Source organism: Mesorhizobium escarrei (assembly GCF_935825525.1).
Taxonomy (GTDB): Bacteria; Pseudomonadota; Alphaproteobacteria; order Rhizobiales; family Rhizobiaceae; genus Mesorhizobium; species Mesorhizobium escarrei.
In genome coordinates this window covers 137,062-152,386 of sequence record NZ_CAKXZT010000124.1, presented here as the reverse complement: position 1 = coordinate 152,386, position 15,325 = coordinate 137,062, and the positions used below count along the sequence as shown (strand labels likewise).

Sequence of the window (15,325 nt, the reverse complement as noted above, 5' to 3'; positions counted from 1 at the left end):
GTGCTCCGGTTTTCTAGAACGGACGGGATCAGATTAGATGGGCAGCATAGGGCAGTTAGCGCCGCGGCGCAGGCTGATATGCGCCACATCGCCGACGCTGAATTGAAAACCTTCCGCCCGCCGTGGCGCATCGATCACCACTGGTATCCCCTGCCCCAATTCGGCGTGCAGGCGCAAGGTGCGGCCGTGAAAGACGATGCTGCTCACCCGCACCGGCGCGGTGCCGGTCGCTGCTTCGGTCGTCGCTAAAAGATCCTCCGGACGCACACCGATGGTTCGCATCGCGCCTTCTCCGGGCGCTTCGCCGGTTTCCGACGAGGCTTCGAGTGGCAGGGCGCCGGCGCTGAAAAGCAATCGATCGCCGTCACGGCCGACAAAGCGCGACTGCAGCAGGTTCATCGTGCCGATGAAACTGGCGACGAATTTTGTGGCGGGCCGGTCGTAGAGCGTGGCCGGCGGTGCGACCTGCTCGATGCGGCCCTTGTTCATGACGACGATGCGGTCGGAGATCGACAGCGCCTCGGTCTGGTCGTGGGTGACCATGACGAAAGTGGTGCCGAGCCGCGACTGCAGCCGCTTCAATTCGACCTGCATCTGTTCGCGCAGATGCGCGTCGAGCGCCGACAGCGGCTCGTCGAGCAACAGCACGCGCGGTTCGCAGACAATCGCACGGGCAAGCGCGACGCGCTGGCGCTGGCCGCCCGACAATTCGGACACGCGGGCGCCGAGCTTGTCGGCAAGGCCGACCATGTCGAGCGCCTCGCCGACGCGCTTTGCCTGCTTTGCCCCGGAAAGCTTGCGCAGCGACAGGCCGAACCCGACGTTTTCGGCGACGTTCATGTGCGGAAACAGCGCATAGTCCTGGAACACGGTGTTGACCGGCCGGTCGAAGGGCCGCAACGAAGTGATGTCACGGCCTTCGAGCAGCACCCGCCCGCTCGACGGGCTTTCGAAACCGGCGATCACCCGCAGGCTAGTGGTCTTGCCGCAACCCGAGGGCCCGAGCAAGGTCAGGAACTCACCGCGGGCGATGTCGAGATCGACGGCGTCCAGCCCAACGATGCCGCCGGGAAACACCTTCGACACCGCATCCAGCCGGACGAGAGGATCAGGCGCCATCGCGAACCTCGGACGGCTTGGTCGTGTTGACCCAGAGGATCTGGCAGCGCTCGGCGCCCGGATTGCGGAAGGCATGCAGCAAGGTGCTTTTGAAGGCGAAGCTGTCGCCGGTCTTCAGCGCGTAGGTGGTTGAATCGATCACGAGTTCGACTTCGCCCGATAGGACAAAACCGAATTCGTGGCCGGGATGGGCGTAGGCTTCGACGGTGCCGCCGCCGGCTTCCACCGTCACCAGCATGCCGGTGAGCGTAGCGGCTGGCGGCGACAGCAGCGCCTTGGCGATGCCTTCCGACTTCACCGGGATCTGCCGCCGGCTGTCGGCGCGCACGCAATAGAGGTCGTTGCCGGCTTCGTTGCCGTCGGCGATCAGCGCCGAAGGCTCGATATCGAGCGCGGCGGCGAGCGGCCAGATCACCTTGACGCGAAGCGAGGACAGGCCGCGCTCGATCTGGCTGAGCGCCCCGATCGAAACGCCGGCCTTGGCGGCAAGCTCGGCCAGCGAAAGATTGCGTTCCAGCCTGAGCGCCCGCACGCGCCGGCCGACCCGCACGTCAGCGTCGTCCTTCGGCTTTTCAGCCGTTTCGTTCAGTATGTCCATGCATACATCCTCGTTTGCCAACGCTTTCCCTTCTCCCCTTGTGGGAGAAGGTGGCCGAGCGAAGCTCGGTCGGATGAGGGGTGTTCCAGCTTGGCAAACCCCGCATTCCGTCGAGCACCCCTCAACCGTCTCGACGCTACGCGCCGATCCACCTTCTCCCACAAGGGGAGAAGGAAGAGCGAACTCAGCCGCCTGCCTTGACCTTCTCGAACATCTTGGCGAGTTCGTCATTCTGTTTCATCGGCCCGGTGAAGACGGTGGTCTTCAGCATCACTTCCGGATCGGACGGCAGCTGCAGCTTCTCCAGTTCCTCCTTCGGCACCGCTGCGAAGGCCGAGCTGTTCGAACTGCCGTAACCATAGGCCTGGATCAGGTATTTTCCCGAATCCGTCTCCAGCCGACTGTTGATGAAGTCATAGGCGAGGTCGACATTCTTGGCGTCCTTGAGCATGACGAAGCCGCACGCCCAGGTCAGCATGCCTTCCCTAGGCTTCATGAACTCGACAGGCACGCCCTGCTTTTTCAGCGAGGTGGCCGACGCATTCCAGGTCATGGCGGCGACAAGCTGGCCGCTGGCCAGCGCCTGTTCGACCGAGGTCATGTCGGTGGTGTAGTTCGAGAGCAGCGGGCGCTGCTCGCGGAGTTTTTCAGCCACTTTTTCCATCTGCTCCGGCGTCATGTCGAACGGATTGACGCCGGCGAGAAGCGCCGCCACCACCGGCGTGTCGTGGACGGCGTCTATCGTTGCCATGCGCCCGGCATATTGCTTGTCCCACAAAAGGTTCCAGCTCGGTTCCGGGTTCTTCACCAGATCGGTGCGGTAAAGGATCGAGGTATTGCCCCAGTCCCACGGCACCATCCAGACCTTGCCGTCGCCGGCTTGCAGGTCGGGCAGGTTCTTGAAGACCGGGAAGATCGAATCCCAGTTCTTGATGCGCTTGGTGTCGATAGGCTGCAGCAGGCCTTCCTTGTTCCAGCGCGCCACCTTGTCGTAGCAGGGATGTGCGACGTCAGGGCGGAAGCCGGCCTTGACCTTGGTGAAGGCGTCATCGTCGTCGCCGAACATCGAGGCCTCGACGCCATCGGGGTGTGCGGCGAGGAAGCTCTTGTTGAACTCGGGCAGTTCGTAGCCCGACCAGGTGAAATATTGCAGCTTGTCGGCCGCAAGCGCGACGGTCGACGAAAGCGCCAGCGCGAAGGCTGCCAATCCGGCTTGGACTGTCTTGCGATTTATCGATTTCAGGTCGAATGCCATTGCAGTTCTCCTCTTTCGGTTTCTTCTGGTTTGGACAGGTCGGCGGGCACCGGCCGCTGGGCGGCGGCAAGCCCGCGATGGCGCAGGATTTCGGCAGATGCCGCGATGACGAAGGACACGGCCAGGATGGTCGTGCCCAGCGCCATGACGGTCGGCAGCGATTTCGGGAATCGCAGTTGGCTCCAGATGTAGAGCGGCAAGGTCGGCTCGGTGCCGGCGAGAAAGAAGGCGACGATGAATTCGTCGAAAGAGGTCAGGAATGCCAGCATGAAGGCTGACACAATGGCGGGCAGGCTAAGCGGCAGCATGACCCGCCTGAACGTCGTCCAGTCGGAAGCACCGAGATCGAGCGCAGCCTCGCGTATGGTCTTGGGGATAGCGGCGAAGCGGCTTTTCATGATCACCACCGTCGTCGGCAGCGCCACCAATATGTGGCCGAGCACGATGGCAGTGCGTGACGGCCCGAAGCCAATGAGGTTGACCAGGATCAGCAGCGAGATGCCGACGATGACGCCGGGGATCAGGATCGGCAGCCGTGCGATGGCGCTGATCGTGGCGGCGAACGGCGAGCGGCCATAGAGATCCATGTAGGACACGGTGATGCCGCAGAGCGTCGCGCCGGTGGCGGCAGTTGCACCGATAACGAGGCTGTTCGCAAGCGCGCCGGACAGCGCCGAATTGCCAAACAGCGTCGCGTACCATTCGAACGTGAAGCCTTGCAGCGGAAACGCCGCCTGGATCGAATTGTTGAAGGAAAACAGCGGGATCAGCAGTATCGGCAAGTACAGGAACACCAGATAGGCAACGACATAGGCGCCGAGCCAACCGCCGCCCTGCTTTGCATCGATATGCGCCGGGTTCATGAGCGGCTGCCAAATCTGCGGTCGGCGGAACGCACCACCAGCACCACGGCAAGGATGACCAACATGACGGCAACGGCGAGTGCTGCGCCGAACGGCCAGTCATTGGCCTTGCCGAATTGGGCCTGGATCAGCGAGCCGATCATGGTGCTGGCAGGGCCGCCGACCAGCGCGGGGGTGACATAGTCGCCGACCGTCGGCACGAAGACGACGAGAGCCGCCGCCAGCACGCCCGGCATCGAGTTCGGCAGCACGACGCGGCGGAAGCTGGTGAACGGTCTGGCGCCGAGATCGGAAGCGGCTTCGAGCAGTGATTTCGGGATCGTATCCAGCGCCACGTAGATGGGCAGGATGGCGAATGGCGCATAGGCGTGAGCCAGCGTGACGACGACGGCGGCCGGCGTGTTGAGAAACGCCAATGTCGGCTCGGACCAGATGCCGCTTTCGATGAGCGCCGAGTTCAGCACGCCATTATAAGCAAGCACGATCTTCCAGGCGAAGACGCGCAGGAGATAGCTGGTCCAGAACGGCAGCGTCACCAGGAACAGGAGCAGCCCGCGCCGCCGGCCGGCGTGGAAGGCAAGATAGTAGGCAACCGGATAGGCGGTGACGACCGTTGCCAGCGTCACCAAGCCGGCAATGGCCAGCGAGCGCAGCGTTACCGTCCAGTACAGTGGATCGGACGCCACCGTGATGAAATTCGCAAAAGTGAAGCCGGCGCCCAGCAGCGAACCGTCATTGCCGCGAAGGGCGAGGAAAACCACGAGGCCGAGGGCAAACAGGATCAGGAAGAAGGTGACCAGCGCGCCCGGCAGCAGCATGGCCAAACGGAAACCCGTCGAGGAACGGGACTCCGGCAGCGGCTGCGTTGCACCGATGGTCGACATCGGGGTTGCCTATCGAAATTTGAAATCACTCAAGAATTTTTCAGAATCATGAAACTGTCAAGCTGATTCCTGCATCGGCATTAAATCAACGCGCGTATGCATCCAGCATAGGAAGCCAGGCGCTGGTTCGGCGACGCCGACCTGCCGACCGCGTGGAACGGGATCGCCCGGGATCGGAGAGACCGGGAACGGGCCTAGTGACGATTTCACGATTTTGAAAGACCGTTTCGGCTTCGCACCTGGGACACACCAAGGTCAATCACCGCCCAGCGACGCGGAGACCGCCCGGACAGATTGACAAAACTTGCCTTGAGGGCGGGATAGACCTTTGGCGGGAATTTGTTGAAAGTGCCGCCGCCGAACCGAAAGAAGTCTTTCAAATCATTTATCGGCTGCGCCGGGAAACGCCGCAGCCGACCAGGACAACAGGAATTCGCAAGCCATGACCAACGCAACACTCCTGCCCGACGAGGGCCTCTTCATCGGTCGCGCCCGCATAGGCGATGCGTCCCATCCGCTGGTGGTCACGGTGCACGACGGCACGGTGTTCGACATCACGTCGAGCATGGCACCAACCGTGCGCGACGTCTGCGAGATGCCGGACCCAGCAGGGTACGTCCACGCGGCCGGGGGCGAACCGATCGGATCGCTCGATGTGATCGCCGCCAACAGTTTCCAGGCCGCGCGCGATCCGCAAAAACCATACCTGCTCTCTCCGGTCGACCTGCAGGCGGTCAAGGCGTCGGGTGTCACCTTCGTCGTCAGCCTGCTCGAACGGGTCATCGAGGAGCAGGCGCGTGGCTCGGCCGAGAAGGCGGACGCCATTCGCGCCGACATTGCCGGGCTGATCGGCCACGATCTGTCGAAGCTCAAGCCCGGCTCGCCGGAAGCGATGGAGATCAAGGCCAAGCTCATCCAGCGCGGCGCCTGGTCGCAATATCTGGAAGTGGGCATCGGCCCCGATGCCGAGATCTTCACCAAATGCCAGCCGATGGCATCGGTCGGCTTCGGCGCCGATGTCGGCCTGCATCCGGTCTCCACCTGGAACAATCCGGAGCCGGAGATCGCCATGATCGCCGCCAGCAGCGGCAAGATCGTCGGCGCGACGCTCGGCAACGACGTCAATCTGCGCGACGTCGAAGGGCGCTCGGCGCTGCTGCTCGGCAAGGCCAAGGACAACAATGCCTCGGCCGCGCTCGGCCCGTTCATCCGGCTGTTCGACGCTACATTTTCCATCGATGACGTAAAGCGGGCCATCGTGCGGCTGAAGGTCGAGGGCGAGGACGGTTTCTCGCTGGAGGGCGCCAGCTCGATGGCCGAGATAAGCCGCTCACCCGAAGAGCTGGTAGCCGCCGCCATGGGGCCGCATCACCAGTACCCGGACGGGCTGGCGCTCTATCTCGGCACCATGTTCGTGCCGTCGAAGGATCGCGGCGAAAAGGGCAAGGGCTTCACGCACAAGGTCGGCGACATCGTCACCATCTCATCGGAGAAATTCGGCGCCCTGATCAACCGGGTGCGGCTGTCACCCGACTGTCCGCACTGGACCTACGGCGCCAGCCATCTGATGCGCGACCTCGCCAGGGCCGACCTTATCTAGGTTTCCCGCCCCGACTGCGACTGAGAGATGTCTCGGCCGAATTGAGGATCCGCCTGCCTAGAAAATATCAGGCAAACTGATGCAATCTGATGGGACTGCTGATGGCGCCTTGTCGCGCGCCAACTACCACTGGCAAATGGAGGCTTGGCATATGTCGAAAAAGCGGATGCTCTGATGCATCCAGATCGGCGCTGGCAAGAAATACGATCAGGGTTTGCCGTGATCGTCGTCGGAGGTGGAGGAAGTTTTCAAAATGGGAGGAAATCAAATGCTGACAAGGCTACGACTATTTGTATTCGGCTTGATCGTGGCGCTGGCGATCCCGGCGGCGGCACAGGCCAAGACCTTCTACTGGATTTCGCATGGCGGCCCGGCCGACCCGGTCTGGACCTACTTCCTCGCCGGCGCCAAGCAGTGGGCGACGGACACCGGCAACACCGTCAACACCTCGTTCCACAATGGCGACGTGTCGTCCCAGCAGGAGGCTGTTCGCGCGGCCATCGCTGCAAAGGCCGACGGCATCACCACCACCAGCCCCGACCCGGGTAGCCTTATCGAACTCGCCAAGGAAGCACGGGCGGCAAACATCCCGATCATCAATTTCAACACGCCCGATCCGAAGGCGGACTTCAACGCCTATGTTGGCGGCGACAACGTCACCTTCGGCAAGAACTGGGCGCAGTATCTGGTCGACAAGGGCCTGGTGAAGAAGGGCGATTTCGTCTGGATGCCGGTCGAAATCCCGGGCGCCACCTATGGCGTCCAGGAAGAAGAAGGTATCAAGAGCGTCTTCGAGCCACTCGGTATCACTTATGAAATCACCGAAGCCACGCTCGATCAGGCCGAAGCGATCAACCGCATGGTCGACTACCTCACCGCCAACAGGGCCAAGGTCAAGGCGATCATCGGTCTCGGCGACCTGGTGACCGGCTCGATCAAGCGGGTGTTCGACCAAGCCGGCATCAAGCCGGGTGAAATCCCGGTCGTCGGCTGGGGCAACTCGCTCGACACCACCCAGGAGGTGCTGACCGGCTACGTCAATGCCGCACAATGGCAGGATCCGCAGGCGACCAGCTATGTGGCGCTTTCGATCGCCAACATGGCCGCCAGCGGCATTCCGCCCGGCTTCGACGTGATCACCGGCGCACTCTACGAAAAGGACACCGCACAGGTCTACGACGACATCCTGTCCGGAAAATAAAACCGCGATCGGGATGGTCGCGGCGGCGCTTGCCGCAGCGATCATCCCCATCATTACGCCGGGCCTCGAACCGCCTTGTGCGGTGCCGGGTTTGGCCAGTTCCAACCATGTCGCGGGTCCAACGTGGAAAACAGTTCCATCATCCAACGCTCGATCGCCAGGCCGGAATTCGGGCCCTTCGTGCTGCTTGTCGTCGAGCTAGCGGTGTTCTGGGGGTTCAACCACGACTTCCTGTCGCCGCAGAACATCAGCAACATACTGGCCTTCACGGTCGAGCTCGGCCTGATCGCGCTGGCGATGACGCTGTTGATGACTTCGGGCGAATTCGACCTCTCGGTCGGATCGCTGTTCGGTTTCTCGCCCGTCTTGATGTGGACGCTCTTCAACAGCGGCCTCACCTCGCTGGAAGCCGGCTTCGTCGTGGCCTTGCTGGTTGCCGCCTTCATCGGGCTGGTCAATGGCTGGTTCGTGACGCAACTCAAGATCCCGTCCTTCCTGGTGACGCTCGGCATGCTGCTGGTCGTGCGCGGCACCGCTCTGTTCGTCACCAGCGGATTTCCGCAACGCACCTGGAGCGCCGAAGGCAGCTGGCTCGCTGAGGCGCTGGTAGGCGATTTCTTCATCGGGCCGTTCCGTATCTACATGTCGCTGTTCTGGTTCATCGCAGCCGCGATCGCACTCGGTTACGTGCTGACACAGAGCCGGACCGGCAACTGGATCCAGGCCGCCGGCGGCAACCCCAACGCAGCAAGGGCGCGCGGCGTCAATGTCAGCGGCGTCAAGATCGGCCTGTTCATCCTGTCGTCGATCATGGCTTCGCTTGCCGGCGTCATCAGCTCGCTGCGCACCTCGGCGGCCAACCCGAACAGCGGCACCGGCTACGAACTCGAAGTCATCGCCATGGTGGTGATCGGCGGCACGGCGCTGACCGGCGGACGCGGCACCATCATCGGAACCGTGCTCGGCATCCTGATCCTGCGCGTGATGCGCAACGGCATCGTGCTGATCGGCGTGCCGGGGCTTGCCTACAACATCTTCATCGGCGCGATCATCCTCGGCATGATGGCGCTCCACTCATGGCTGGAACGCCGGCATCAGGCGGGGACTTGAACCATGACTGAGCCGCTTGTCCGCATGGAAAACATCCGCAAGCACTACGGGCGCGTGCAGGCGCTGGTAGACGCGAATTTCCATGTCAACGAAAGGGAGATCGTCGGTCTGCTCGGCGACAATGGCGCCGGCAAGTCGACGCTGATCAAGGTCTTGTCGGGTGCGGTTCCGCTGACCAGCGGCGACATCTTCATCCGCGGCAAGAAGGTGGATTTCCGCAGCACCAGCGACGCCATCGCCCACGGCATCGAGACGATCTACCAGGACTCGGCACTGGTCACGCAATTGTCGATCGCGCGCAACCTGTTCCTCGGGCGCGAGCCGATCAAGCCGCCGCGTTTCCTCAACCGTATGGACCAGGAGGCAATGAACGTGGCCGCCCGCGATCTGCTCAAGCAGGTCGGCATCTCGAAGAACATCCCGCCGACCACACCGATCGGCTCGCTCTCCGGCGGCGAGCGGCAGGCGGTGGCGATCGCGCGCGCCATGCATTTCGACAGCGACCTCATCATCCTCGACGAGCCAACCAACAATCTCGGCGTCGCCGAGACGCAAGGTGTGCTGAGCTTCGTGCGCAGCGCCCGCGATTCGGGCCATTCCTGCATCTTCATCGCCCACAACATCCATCACGTCTTCCAGGTGGTCGACCGCATCGTCGTCATGCGCCGCGGCAAGGTGGTCGCCGACGATATCGACCCGAAGAACACCAGCGTCACCGAGGTCGAACGGATTATTACCGGCATGTCCGACGAGGAGATCCGTGACGCCATCGTCCAGGGGAAACAATCGCAGGGCTGAGCGGGCCACGCGGAAACCGGTTGGCCGTATGTCTGGCACAGGATCGCATCGGCTCCTATGACTGCGACAATGAAAGCCACCGTTGCGGACATCGCCAGGAGCTGCGGGCTGTCGACCGCAACGGTCGACCGGGTGCTGAACAACCGGCCAGGCGCCAGCGCGGCCAACCGGCAGCGCGTGATGGAGGCGGCCAAGCAGCTCGGCTATTTGCCGGTCGTGGATCAGGTCGTGCTGCCCTCGCGGCCGGCGCATCTCGAGTTCTTCCTGCCGATTGGCTCGAACGCCTTCATGACGGATCTGGCAAATCACATCGAGGACTATGCGGCACGCCTGCCGCTTGTCGCCTCCTGTCGGATCCACAAGCTCGCCGGCATCTCGCCGAGCGCGTTGCAGGCGGCCGTCGAAAACCTCTCGCTCAAGGCAAACGGCGTCGGCGTCATCGCGATCGATCACCCGAGAACGCGCAACATCCTGCGCGAGATCGTCGAGGCCGGCATCCGCCTGGTCACGCTGGTGTCGGACGTTCCGGGCGCACCGCGATCGGCCTATGTCGGTATCGACAACCGTGTCGCGGGGCGCACCGCAGCCCTTTTGATGGGGCGTTTCCTGGGCGGGCGTCCGGGCCATCTGGCAATGATCGTCGGCTCACGCTCTTATCGCGGGCATGAGGAACGCGAAATGGGCTTTCGCTCGGTGCTCAGCGAGGAGTTCCGCAACTTGACCGTGACCAGCGCCGTCGAGATCAACGACGAGCCTGATATCAGCTACACGGCGACGATGAAGGCGCTACACAACGAGCCCGAGCTGCTCGGCATCTATTGCGTCGGCGCCGGACGCTCGGGCGTGGCGAAAGCGCTGCTGGAAGCCAAGCCGCAAAGGAAGCCGGTGTTCATCTGCCACGACCTGACGAGGGCGACACGCGGCTATCTCGTCGACGATCTGCTCGATGTCGTGATCGACCAGAATGCGCGGCTGATCGCCGAGCAATCGGTCATTCGCCTGCTCGGCTCGATCGCTTCCTCGGCGCCCTATCTGACGCGGAAATTCATCGAACCGCGCCTGATCTTCAAGGAAAACGTCCCGGTGCAGTGACGCGCAACGGCGGTCATTCAGTCCCGATGGTTAAAATTCGGTTGATAACGCGAATCTGCACATCTGCTATGCATCTTTTGCTATTGCCGAATCATTGGGCAATCGCTAGTTTCGCAGGTGTCGGCCATCTACTCCTCCCAGATGCGATGCCGACGCTGAGTGCGGTACACCTCCTCCCGTGCCGTATTCGAAATCGAGCCCGCTGCCACCTCCTCCCGGCAGCGGGCTTTTTTGTTCCGGCTCCGGATGAGCGCGGCGGCTGTCACCAGGGTTGATGCCGACAGCACATTTGCCCGCAAAGGTGCGAAGCGGTAGCGCATGTTGCAGCTGCGATCAGCGGATCCTCCCGAATCCCGTCACACTTGTCACTCTCAGCATTTCGTTGTCGGTCCTATCCTGCCTCACCAACAAGCAACAGGTAGCAATGGTGCGGCGACAGACCGCGAAGGAGAAGCGCGATGACGGCACGGCGGCGCGGCGCGCAATGAACACGCTACCGATCGTTTCGCCGCTGGCGAGACTATCTGGCCTTGAACGAGGTGATCAGGCCTTCCGCCATGCGAACGAATTGCGCGCTGGGGCCTTCGGCGCCGACGCTTTGCAGGCTGACACGGGCGCCTTCAAGCAGCAGCGACAATGTATCGGCAAGAAGCTCTGCCTGGCCGATGCCGGCATCCCGACACAGGCCGACGAGACGGTCGCGCTGAGCCTGCTTGAGTTCCTTGATTACCCGACGGGCCGGATGGTCGGTCTCGCTCAACTCGATGGCGGCGTTGGCCATGTCGCAACCGCGGCCGTCCATCATCAGGCAATCGGCTGCCATCCGGACCCAGGCGTGCAGTTGCGCAAGCTTGTCGCCCGGATGCTCGGCCTCGAACTTTTGCCACATCGCATTGGCGCTGCATGCGGTCGCCCGCAGGCACTCGATGACCAGATCGTCCTTCGACTCGAAATGACGGTAGAGCGTCATCTTGTTGGTACCGGCGGCCTCAGTGATCGCGTCGACACCGACGCCCTTGATGCCATGCTTGTGGAACATATCCCGTGCCGTCTCCAGGATGCGATCCCGGGGGCGGATGCGCTCCGCAGTGCCGTCTTCCATCAAAATCTCCTTGGTTTCCGGGGTTTCCGAAAAATCCCTCGGTACACCTCTTGACTAGGGTGTTACCGGTCTGTAACTTCTAGATGTTACTTACTGGTAACACCCCCATTGCCTCGTGTCAATCTCGCAGGCGCCTGTGAACAGCCTCCGCCGAATCGGCCCAGGCATCAAACTGCGCCCCAAGCGACTTTGGCCGCGAACAGGAAGACCACCCGATCTGCGGCGTACGCCGCAGATCGCCAAGCCAGGAGCCGCTACGATGTCGCAGCGCAAAGATTTGACGGTCGACGAAGTCGTGAAGGATCCGATGATCCGGATGCTGATGAAAGCCGACCGTGTCGACCCGCACGCTTTCGAGACGATGCTGCGTGCCCTTGCGGATGCGCAGGACCGCGGTCGCAAGGCGCCGCCTCGTTTCCTGGAAGATCCCAGGCAAAGCCGCAGCCGGCGGCTGTCGAGAGTCGCCAAGGCCTTTGGCCAGGCGAGAGCATCGGGCGAGGGGTGCGTGTCATGGTAAATTTCTTCATCCACCGTCCGATCTTCGCGTCGTCGATCGCCGTCATCATGGTGCTCGCCGGGACGATCTGCTATTTCCTGCTGCCTGTCTCGCAGTTTCCCGACATCACGCCACCTCAGGTCGTGGTCAGCGCCAACTATCCGGGCGCCAGTGCGCAGGTCGTGGCCGACACCGTCACGACGCCGCTCGAACAGCAGATCAACGGCGTTCAAGGCATGACCTACATGTCGTCGTCGAGCTCCAATGACGGCTCCTCGACGATCACCGTCACCTTCGAAGTCGGCTACCCCCTGAGCACCGCCGCCGTCGACGTCCAGAACCGCGTGTCGCAGGCGGCGTCCTCGCTGCCTGCCATCGTCAACCAGGGCGGCGTGACGATCAAGAAGCAGAACCCGAACTTCGTCCTGATCGTCAATCTCACCTCGCCCGACGGCTCTGTCGATCCGGTCGCGCTCAGCAACCTCGCCTACCTGCAGGTGGTCGACCCGCTGAAGCGCCTGCCCGGCGTCGGCGACGTGCAGATCTTCGGGGAGCGGCGCTATTCGATGCGCGTGTGGCTCGATCCCGACAAGCTCGCCAATCTCGGCATCACCGCCGTCGATGTCCAAAACGCCATCGCCGAGCAGAATGTCCAGGTCGCGGCCGGCAAGATCGGGCAGTCCCCGGCGCCGGCCGGCACCGCTTTCGAAATGCAGGTCAATGCCGTCGGCCGACTGAGCGATCCCAAGGAATTCGGCGATATCATCGTGCGCGCCGATGCCGCGAACGGTTCGCTGGTGCGGTTGCGCGACGTCGCGCGCATCGAACTCGGGGCCCTGCAATATTCGTCGTCGGCGTTCTTCGGCGAGGACCCGACCGTGGTGCTCGCGGTCTACCAGATGCCGGGCTCGAACGCCCTCGATCTGCAGCAGCGCGTCAAGGACAAGATGCAGGAACTGTCGGCTCGCTTCCCCAAGGGCGTTAGCTACGCTATGCACTACGATACGACACGTTTCGTTTCGGCGTCGATGCACGACGTGCTGGTCACGCTCGGCGAGGCGCTGATCCTGGTTGTCGCAGTGGTGTTCATCTTCCTGCAGAGCTGGCGCACCACAATCATCCCGACGATTGCGATTCCCGTGTCGCTGGTGGCCACCCTCGTCGTAATGTACATGTTCGGCTTCTCGCTGAACATGCTCAGCCTGCTCGGCATGGTGCTGGCGATCGGCCTCGTCGTCGATGACGCGATCGTCGTCGTCGAGAATGTCGAACGCCAGTTGGAGGCCGGCCTCAAACCGCTGGCTGCCACGCGCGCGGCGATGGCCGAGGTCACCGGCCCGATCATCGCCACGACCGCCGTGCTGATGGCCGTGTTCGTGCCGGTCGCCTTCATACCCGGCGTTTCCGGCCGGCTCTACAACCAGTTTGCGCTGACGGTGGCGATCTCCTTCGGCATCTCAGCCTTCGTCTCGCTGACGCTCACCCCGGCGCTCAGCGCCGCCTTCCTGCGCCACCGCCCGGCAACGCAGTTCGCGCCGTTCCGCTGGTTCAACACCGGCTTCGACCGGATATCGCATGCCTATGCCAATGGTGTGCGCATCCTCATCCGCCTGCGCTGGATCATGCTCGGGCTGTTCGCGGCCGGACTTGTCGCGACCTATTTCGTCTGGCAGCGCCTGCCCTCGACCTTCCTTCCGGTCGAGGACCAGGGCTATTTCTTCGTGGTCATCCAGTTGCCGGATGGCGCGTCGCTGGAGCGCACCGACGCAGTGGCGCGGAAGGTACGCGATGTCCTGCAGAACACGCCCGGCGTCGATATCGTCGGCTCGATCAGCGGCTTGAACTTCCTCACCAATGCCGCCCAGTCGAACTCGGCGGTGGAATTTGCCATCCTCAAGCCATGGGACCAACGTGGCCCTGACCAGAGCGCCTCGAAGCTCGTCGCCGACGTGCGCTCGAAGCTCATGGAAATCCCCGAGGCCTTCGCGCTGAGTTTCGATCCGCCTTCGATCCCGGGCATCGGCACGACCGGCGGCTTCGAATTTCAGGTGCAGGATCTGACCGGTCGCGGCAGCATTGCGCTCAACGACGCGACGCAGGCGGTGCTCGCCGAAGCGCGCAAACAGCCCGAACTCAACCCGCAGCAATTGTTCTCATCGTTCTCGACCTCGACGCCGCAGTTCAACTACGACCTCGACCGCAACAAGGCGAAGCTGCTCGGTCTCAGCCTGCCTGACGTGTTCAACACGCTGCAGATCTATCTCGGCTCGCTCTATGTGAACGACTTCAACCTGTTCGGCCGCACCTTCCGGGTGACGATCCAGGCCGACAAGGATGCGCGTGCGGGTGCCGCCGACATTTCGCGGCTCTATGTGCGCAATGCCTCCGGCGGCATGGTGCCGTTGAGCACGCTCGGCAAGCTGGTGCCTATCGTCGGCCCGGAAACCGTCCCGCATTACAACAACAATGCGTCGGCCTTGATCAATGGCGGTGCCGCACCCGGCTTCTCCTCGGGCCAGGCGGTCGCTGCGATGGAACGCGCTGCCGCCACGGCGCTGCCGAAGGATTTCGGCTACGAATGGACGGGCATCACCTATCAGGAGCTCAAGGCCGGATCGATCGCCTCGATCGTCTTCGGTCTCGCCATGGTCTTCGTCTTCCTGATCCTTGCCGCCCAATATGAGAGCTGGGCCATGCCGTTCATGGTCCTGCTCGCGGTGCCGCTTGCCCTGTTCGGCGCCTTTGTCGCCTTGTTGATGCGCGGCATGCAGATCGACGTCTATTCGCAGATAGGCTTCGTCATGCTGATCGGGCTGGCGGCGAAGAACGCCATTCTGATCGTGGAGTTTGCCCGGCGCCGGCGCGAGGAAGGTCTCAGCATCGTCGACGCCGCAATGGAAGCGGCGCGCCTGCGGCTGCGGCCCATCCTGATGACCGCCTTCGCGTTCATCCTCGGTGTGCTGCCGCTGATGTTCTCCACAGGTGCCGGTGCAGCGAGCCGCCAGTCGATCGGCACCACCGTCTTTGGCGGCATGGTCGCAGCGACGATCCTGTCGCTGGTGTTCGTGCCGGTCTTCTATGCGGTGATCGAGCAACTGCGCGAGCGCGACAGCAAGAGCGAGCCTGTCGCCGAACCGACTGAACCAACTGCCGAACCCGCTTTCGCGCGATTGGCCGAAGCGGCTGAATAGGACTGGAGAATTGATC

General features: G+C 62.8%; 13 protein-coding genes. 7 read left to right on the top strand and 6 right to left on the bottom strand.

What is annotated here, in order from left to right:
- Nucleotides 1-33: 33 nt before the first annotated feature.
- From NMG80_RS15045 to NMG80_RS15025, 5 genes are all read right to left on the bottom strand, one after another.
- Complete coding sequence (locus NMG80_RS15045) at nt 34-1,119, bottom strand: ABC transporter ATP-binding protein (RefSeq protein WP_254018819.1); 1,086 nt, start codon at nt 1,117-1,119, stop codon at nt 34-36.
- Nucleotides 1,109-1,717 carry a cupin domain-containing protein gene (locus tag NMG80_RS15040; protein ID WP_254018818.1) on the bottom strand — a complete coding sequence of 203 codons (609 nt, stop codon included), beginning with the start codon at nt 1,715-1,717 and terminating at the stop codon, nt 1,109-1,111. The genes NMG80_RS15045 and NMG80_RS15040 overlap by 11 nt, the downstream gene beginning before the upstream one ends.
- Nucleotides 1,718-1,901: 184 nt before the next feature.
- Nucleotides 1,902-2,972: an ABC transporter substrate-binding protein gene (locus NMG80_RS15035; RefSeq protein WP_254018817.1), complete on the bottom strand. Its 1,071-nt coding sequence runs from the start codon at nt 2,970-2,972 to the stop codon at nt 1,902-1,904.
- Complete coding sequence (locus NMG80_RS15030; RefSeq protein WP_254018816.1) at nt 2,957-3,835, bottom strand: ABC transporter permease; 879 nt, start codon at nt 3,833-3,835, stop codon at nt 2,957-2,959. Before NMG80_RS15030 ends, NMG80_RS15035 begins: the two co-directional genes overlap by 16 nt.
- Complete coding sequence (locus tag NMG80_RS15025; protein ID WP_254018815.1) at nt 3,832-4,719, bottom strand: ABC transporter permease; 888 nt, start codon at nt 4,717-4,719, stop codon at nt 3,832-3,834. The genes NMG80_RS15030 and NMG80_RS15025 overlap by 4 nt, the downstream gene beginning before the upstream one ends.
- A gap of 442 nt (nt 4,720-5,161) precedes the next feature.
- Between NMG80_RS15025 and NMG80_RS15020 the strand changes: the two genes are divergently transcribed.
- The 5 genes from NMG80_RS15020 (at nt 5,162) to NMG80_RS15000 (ending at nt 10,520) form a co-directional block, all read left to right on the top strand.
- The gene (locus NMG80_RS15020) at nt 5,162-6,319 is read left to right on the top strand and encodes a fumarylacetoacetate hydrolase family protein (protein WP_254018814.1); all 1,158 of its coding nucleotides are present in this window, start codon (nt 5,162-5,164) and stop codon (nt 6,317-6,319) included.
- A 268-nt stretch (nt 6,320-6,587) separates the two neighbouring features.
- Complete coding sequence (locus NMG80_RS15015; protein WP_095491966.1) at nt 6,588-7,520, top strand: substrate-binding domain-containing protein; 933 nt, start codon at nt 6,588-6,590, stop codon at nt 7,518-7,520.
- A gap of 123 nt (nt 7,521-7,643) precedes the next feature.
- Nucleotides 7,644-8,630, top strand: coding sequence for an ABC transporter permease (locus NMG80_RS15010; RefSeq protein ID WP_027152255.1), 987 nt, complete (start codon nt 7,644-7,646; stop codon nt 8,628-8,630).
- 3 nt (nt 8,631-8,633) lie between these two features.
- The gene (locus NMG80_RS15005) at nt 8,634-9,428 is read left to right on the top strand and encodes an ATP-binding cassette domain-containing protein (RefSeq protein ID WP_254018813.1); all 795 of its coding nucleotides are present in this window, start codon (nt 8,634-8,636) and stop codon (nt 9,426-9,428) included.
- 69 nt (nt 9,429-9,497) lie between these two features.
- The gene (locus NMG80_RS15000) at nt 9,498-10,520 is read left to right on the top strand and encodes a LacI family DNA-binding transcriptional regulator (RefSeq protein ID WP_254018812.1); all 1,023 of its coding nucleotides are present in this window, start codon (nt 9,498-9,500) and stop codon (nt 10,518-10,520) included.
- Between the two features lie 520 nt (nt 10,521-11,040).
- On the opposite strand, the gene NMG80_RS14995 is transcribed toward NMG80_RS15000, so the two are convergent.
- On the bottom strand, nt 11,041-11,622 hold the full coding sequence (locus NMG80_RS14995) for a TetR/AcrR family transcriptional regulator (protein WP_091596146.1): 582 nt from the start codon (nt 11,620-11,622) through the stop codon (nt 11,041-11,043).
- 259 nt (nt 11,623-11,881) lie between these two features.
- Here NMG80_RS14995 and NMG80_RS14990 point away from each other — a divergent pair, with 259 nt between their 5' ends.
- Together NMG80_RS14990 and NMG80_RS14985 are read left to right on the top strand one after the other, a co-directional pair.
- Nucleotides 11,882-12,139 carry a hypothetical protein gene (locus tag NMG80_RS14990; RefSeq protein ID WP_254018811.1) on the top strand — a complete coding sequence of 86 codons (258 nt, stop codon included), beginning with the start codon at nt 11,882-11,884 and terminating at the stop codon, nt 12,137-12,139.
- Nucleotides 12,133-15,309, top strand: a complete 3,177-nt coding sequence (locus tag NMG80_RS14985; RefSeq protein ID WP_254018810.1) for an efflux RND transporter permease subunit — start codon at nt 12,133-12,135, stop codon at nt 15,307-15,309. The genes NMG80_RS14990 and NMG80_RS14985 overlap by 7 nt, the downstream gene beginning before the upstream one ends.
- Nucleotides 15,310-15,325: the final 16 nt, after the last annotated feature.

Coding starts and splice junctions, on each gene's coding strand:
- NMG80_RS15045 (WP_254018819.1), bottom strand. CDS start 1,119: ATGGCGCCTGATCCTCTCGTCCGGCTGGATGCGGTGTCGAAGGTGTTT.
- NMG80_RS15040 (WP_254018818.1), bottom strand. CDS start 1,717: ATGGACATACTGAACGAAACGGCTGAAAAGCCGAAGGACGACGCTGAC.
- NMG80_RS15035 (WP_254018817.1), bottom strand. CDS start 2,972: ATGGCATTCGACCTGAAATCGATAAATCGCAAGACAGTCCAAGCCGGA.
- NMG80_RS15030 (WP_254018816.1), bottom strand. CDS start 3,835: ATGAACCCGGCGCATATCGATGCAAAGCAGGGCGGCGGTTGGCTCGGC.
- NMG80_RS15025 (WP_254018815.1), bottom strand. CDS start 4,719: ATGTCGACCATCGGTGCAACGCAGCCGCTGCCGGAGTCCCGTTCCTCG.
- NMG80_RS15020 (WP_254018814.1), top strand. CDS start 5,162: ATGACCAACGCAACACTCCTGCCCGACGAGGGCCTCTTCATCGGTCGC.
- NMG80_RS15015 (WP_095491966.1), top strand. CDS start 6,588: ATGCTGACAAGGCTACGACTATTTGTATTCGGCTTGATCGTGGCGCTG.
- NMG80_RS15005 (WP_254018813.1), top strand. CDS start 8,634: ATGACTGAGCCGCTTGTCCGCATGGAAAACATCCGCAAGCACTACGGG.
- NMG80_RS15000 (WP_254018812.1), top strand. CDS start 9,498: ATGAAAGCCACCGTTGCGGACATCGCCAGGAGCTGCGGGCTGTCGACC.
- NMG80_RS14995 (WP_091596146.1), bottom strand. CDS start 11,622: ATGGAAGACGGCACTGCGGAGCGCATCCGCCCCCGGGATCGCATCCTG.
- NMG80_RS14990 (WP_254018811.1), top strand. CDS start 11,882: ATGTCGCAGCGCAAAGATTTGACGGTCGACGAAGTCGTGAAGGATCCG.
- NMG80_RS14985 (WP_254018810.1), top strand. CDS start 12,133: ATGGTAAATTTCTTCATCCACCGTCCGATCTTCGCGTCGTCGATCGCC.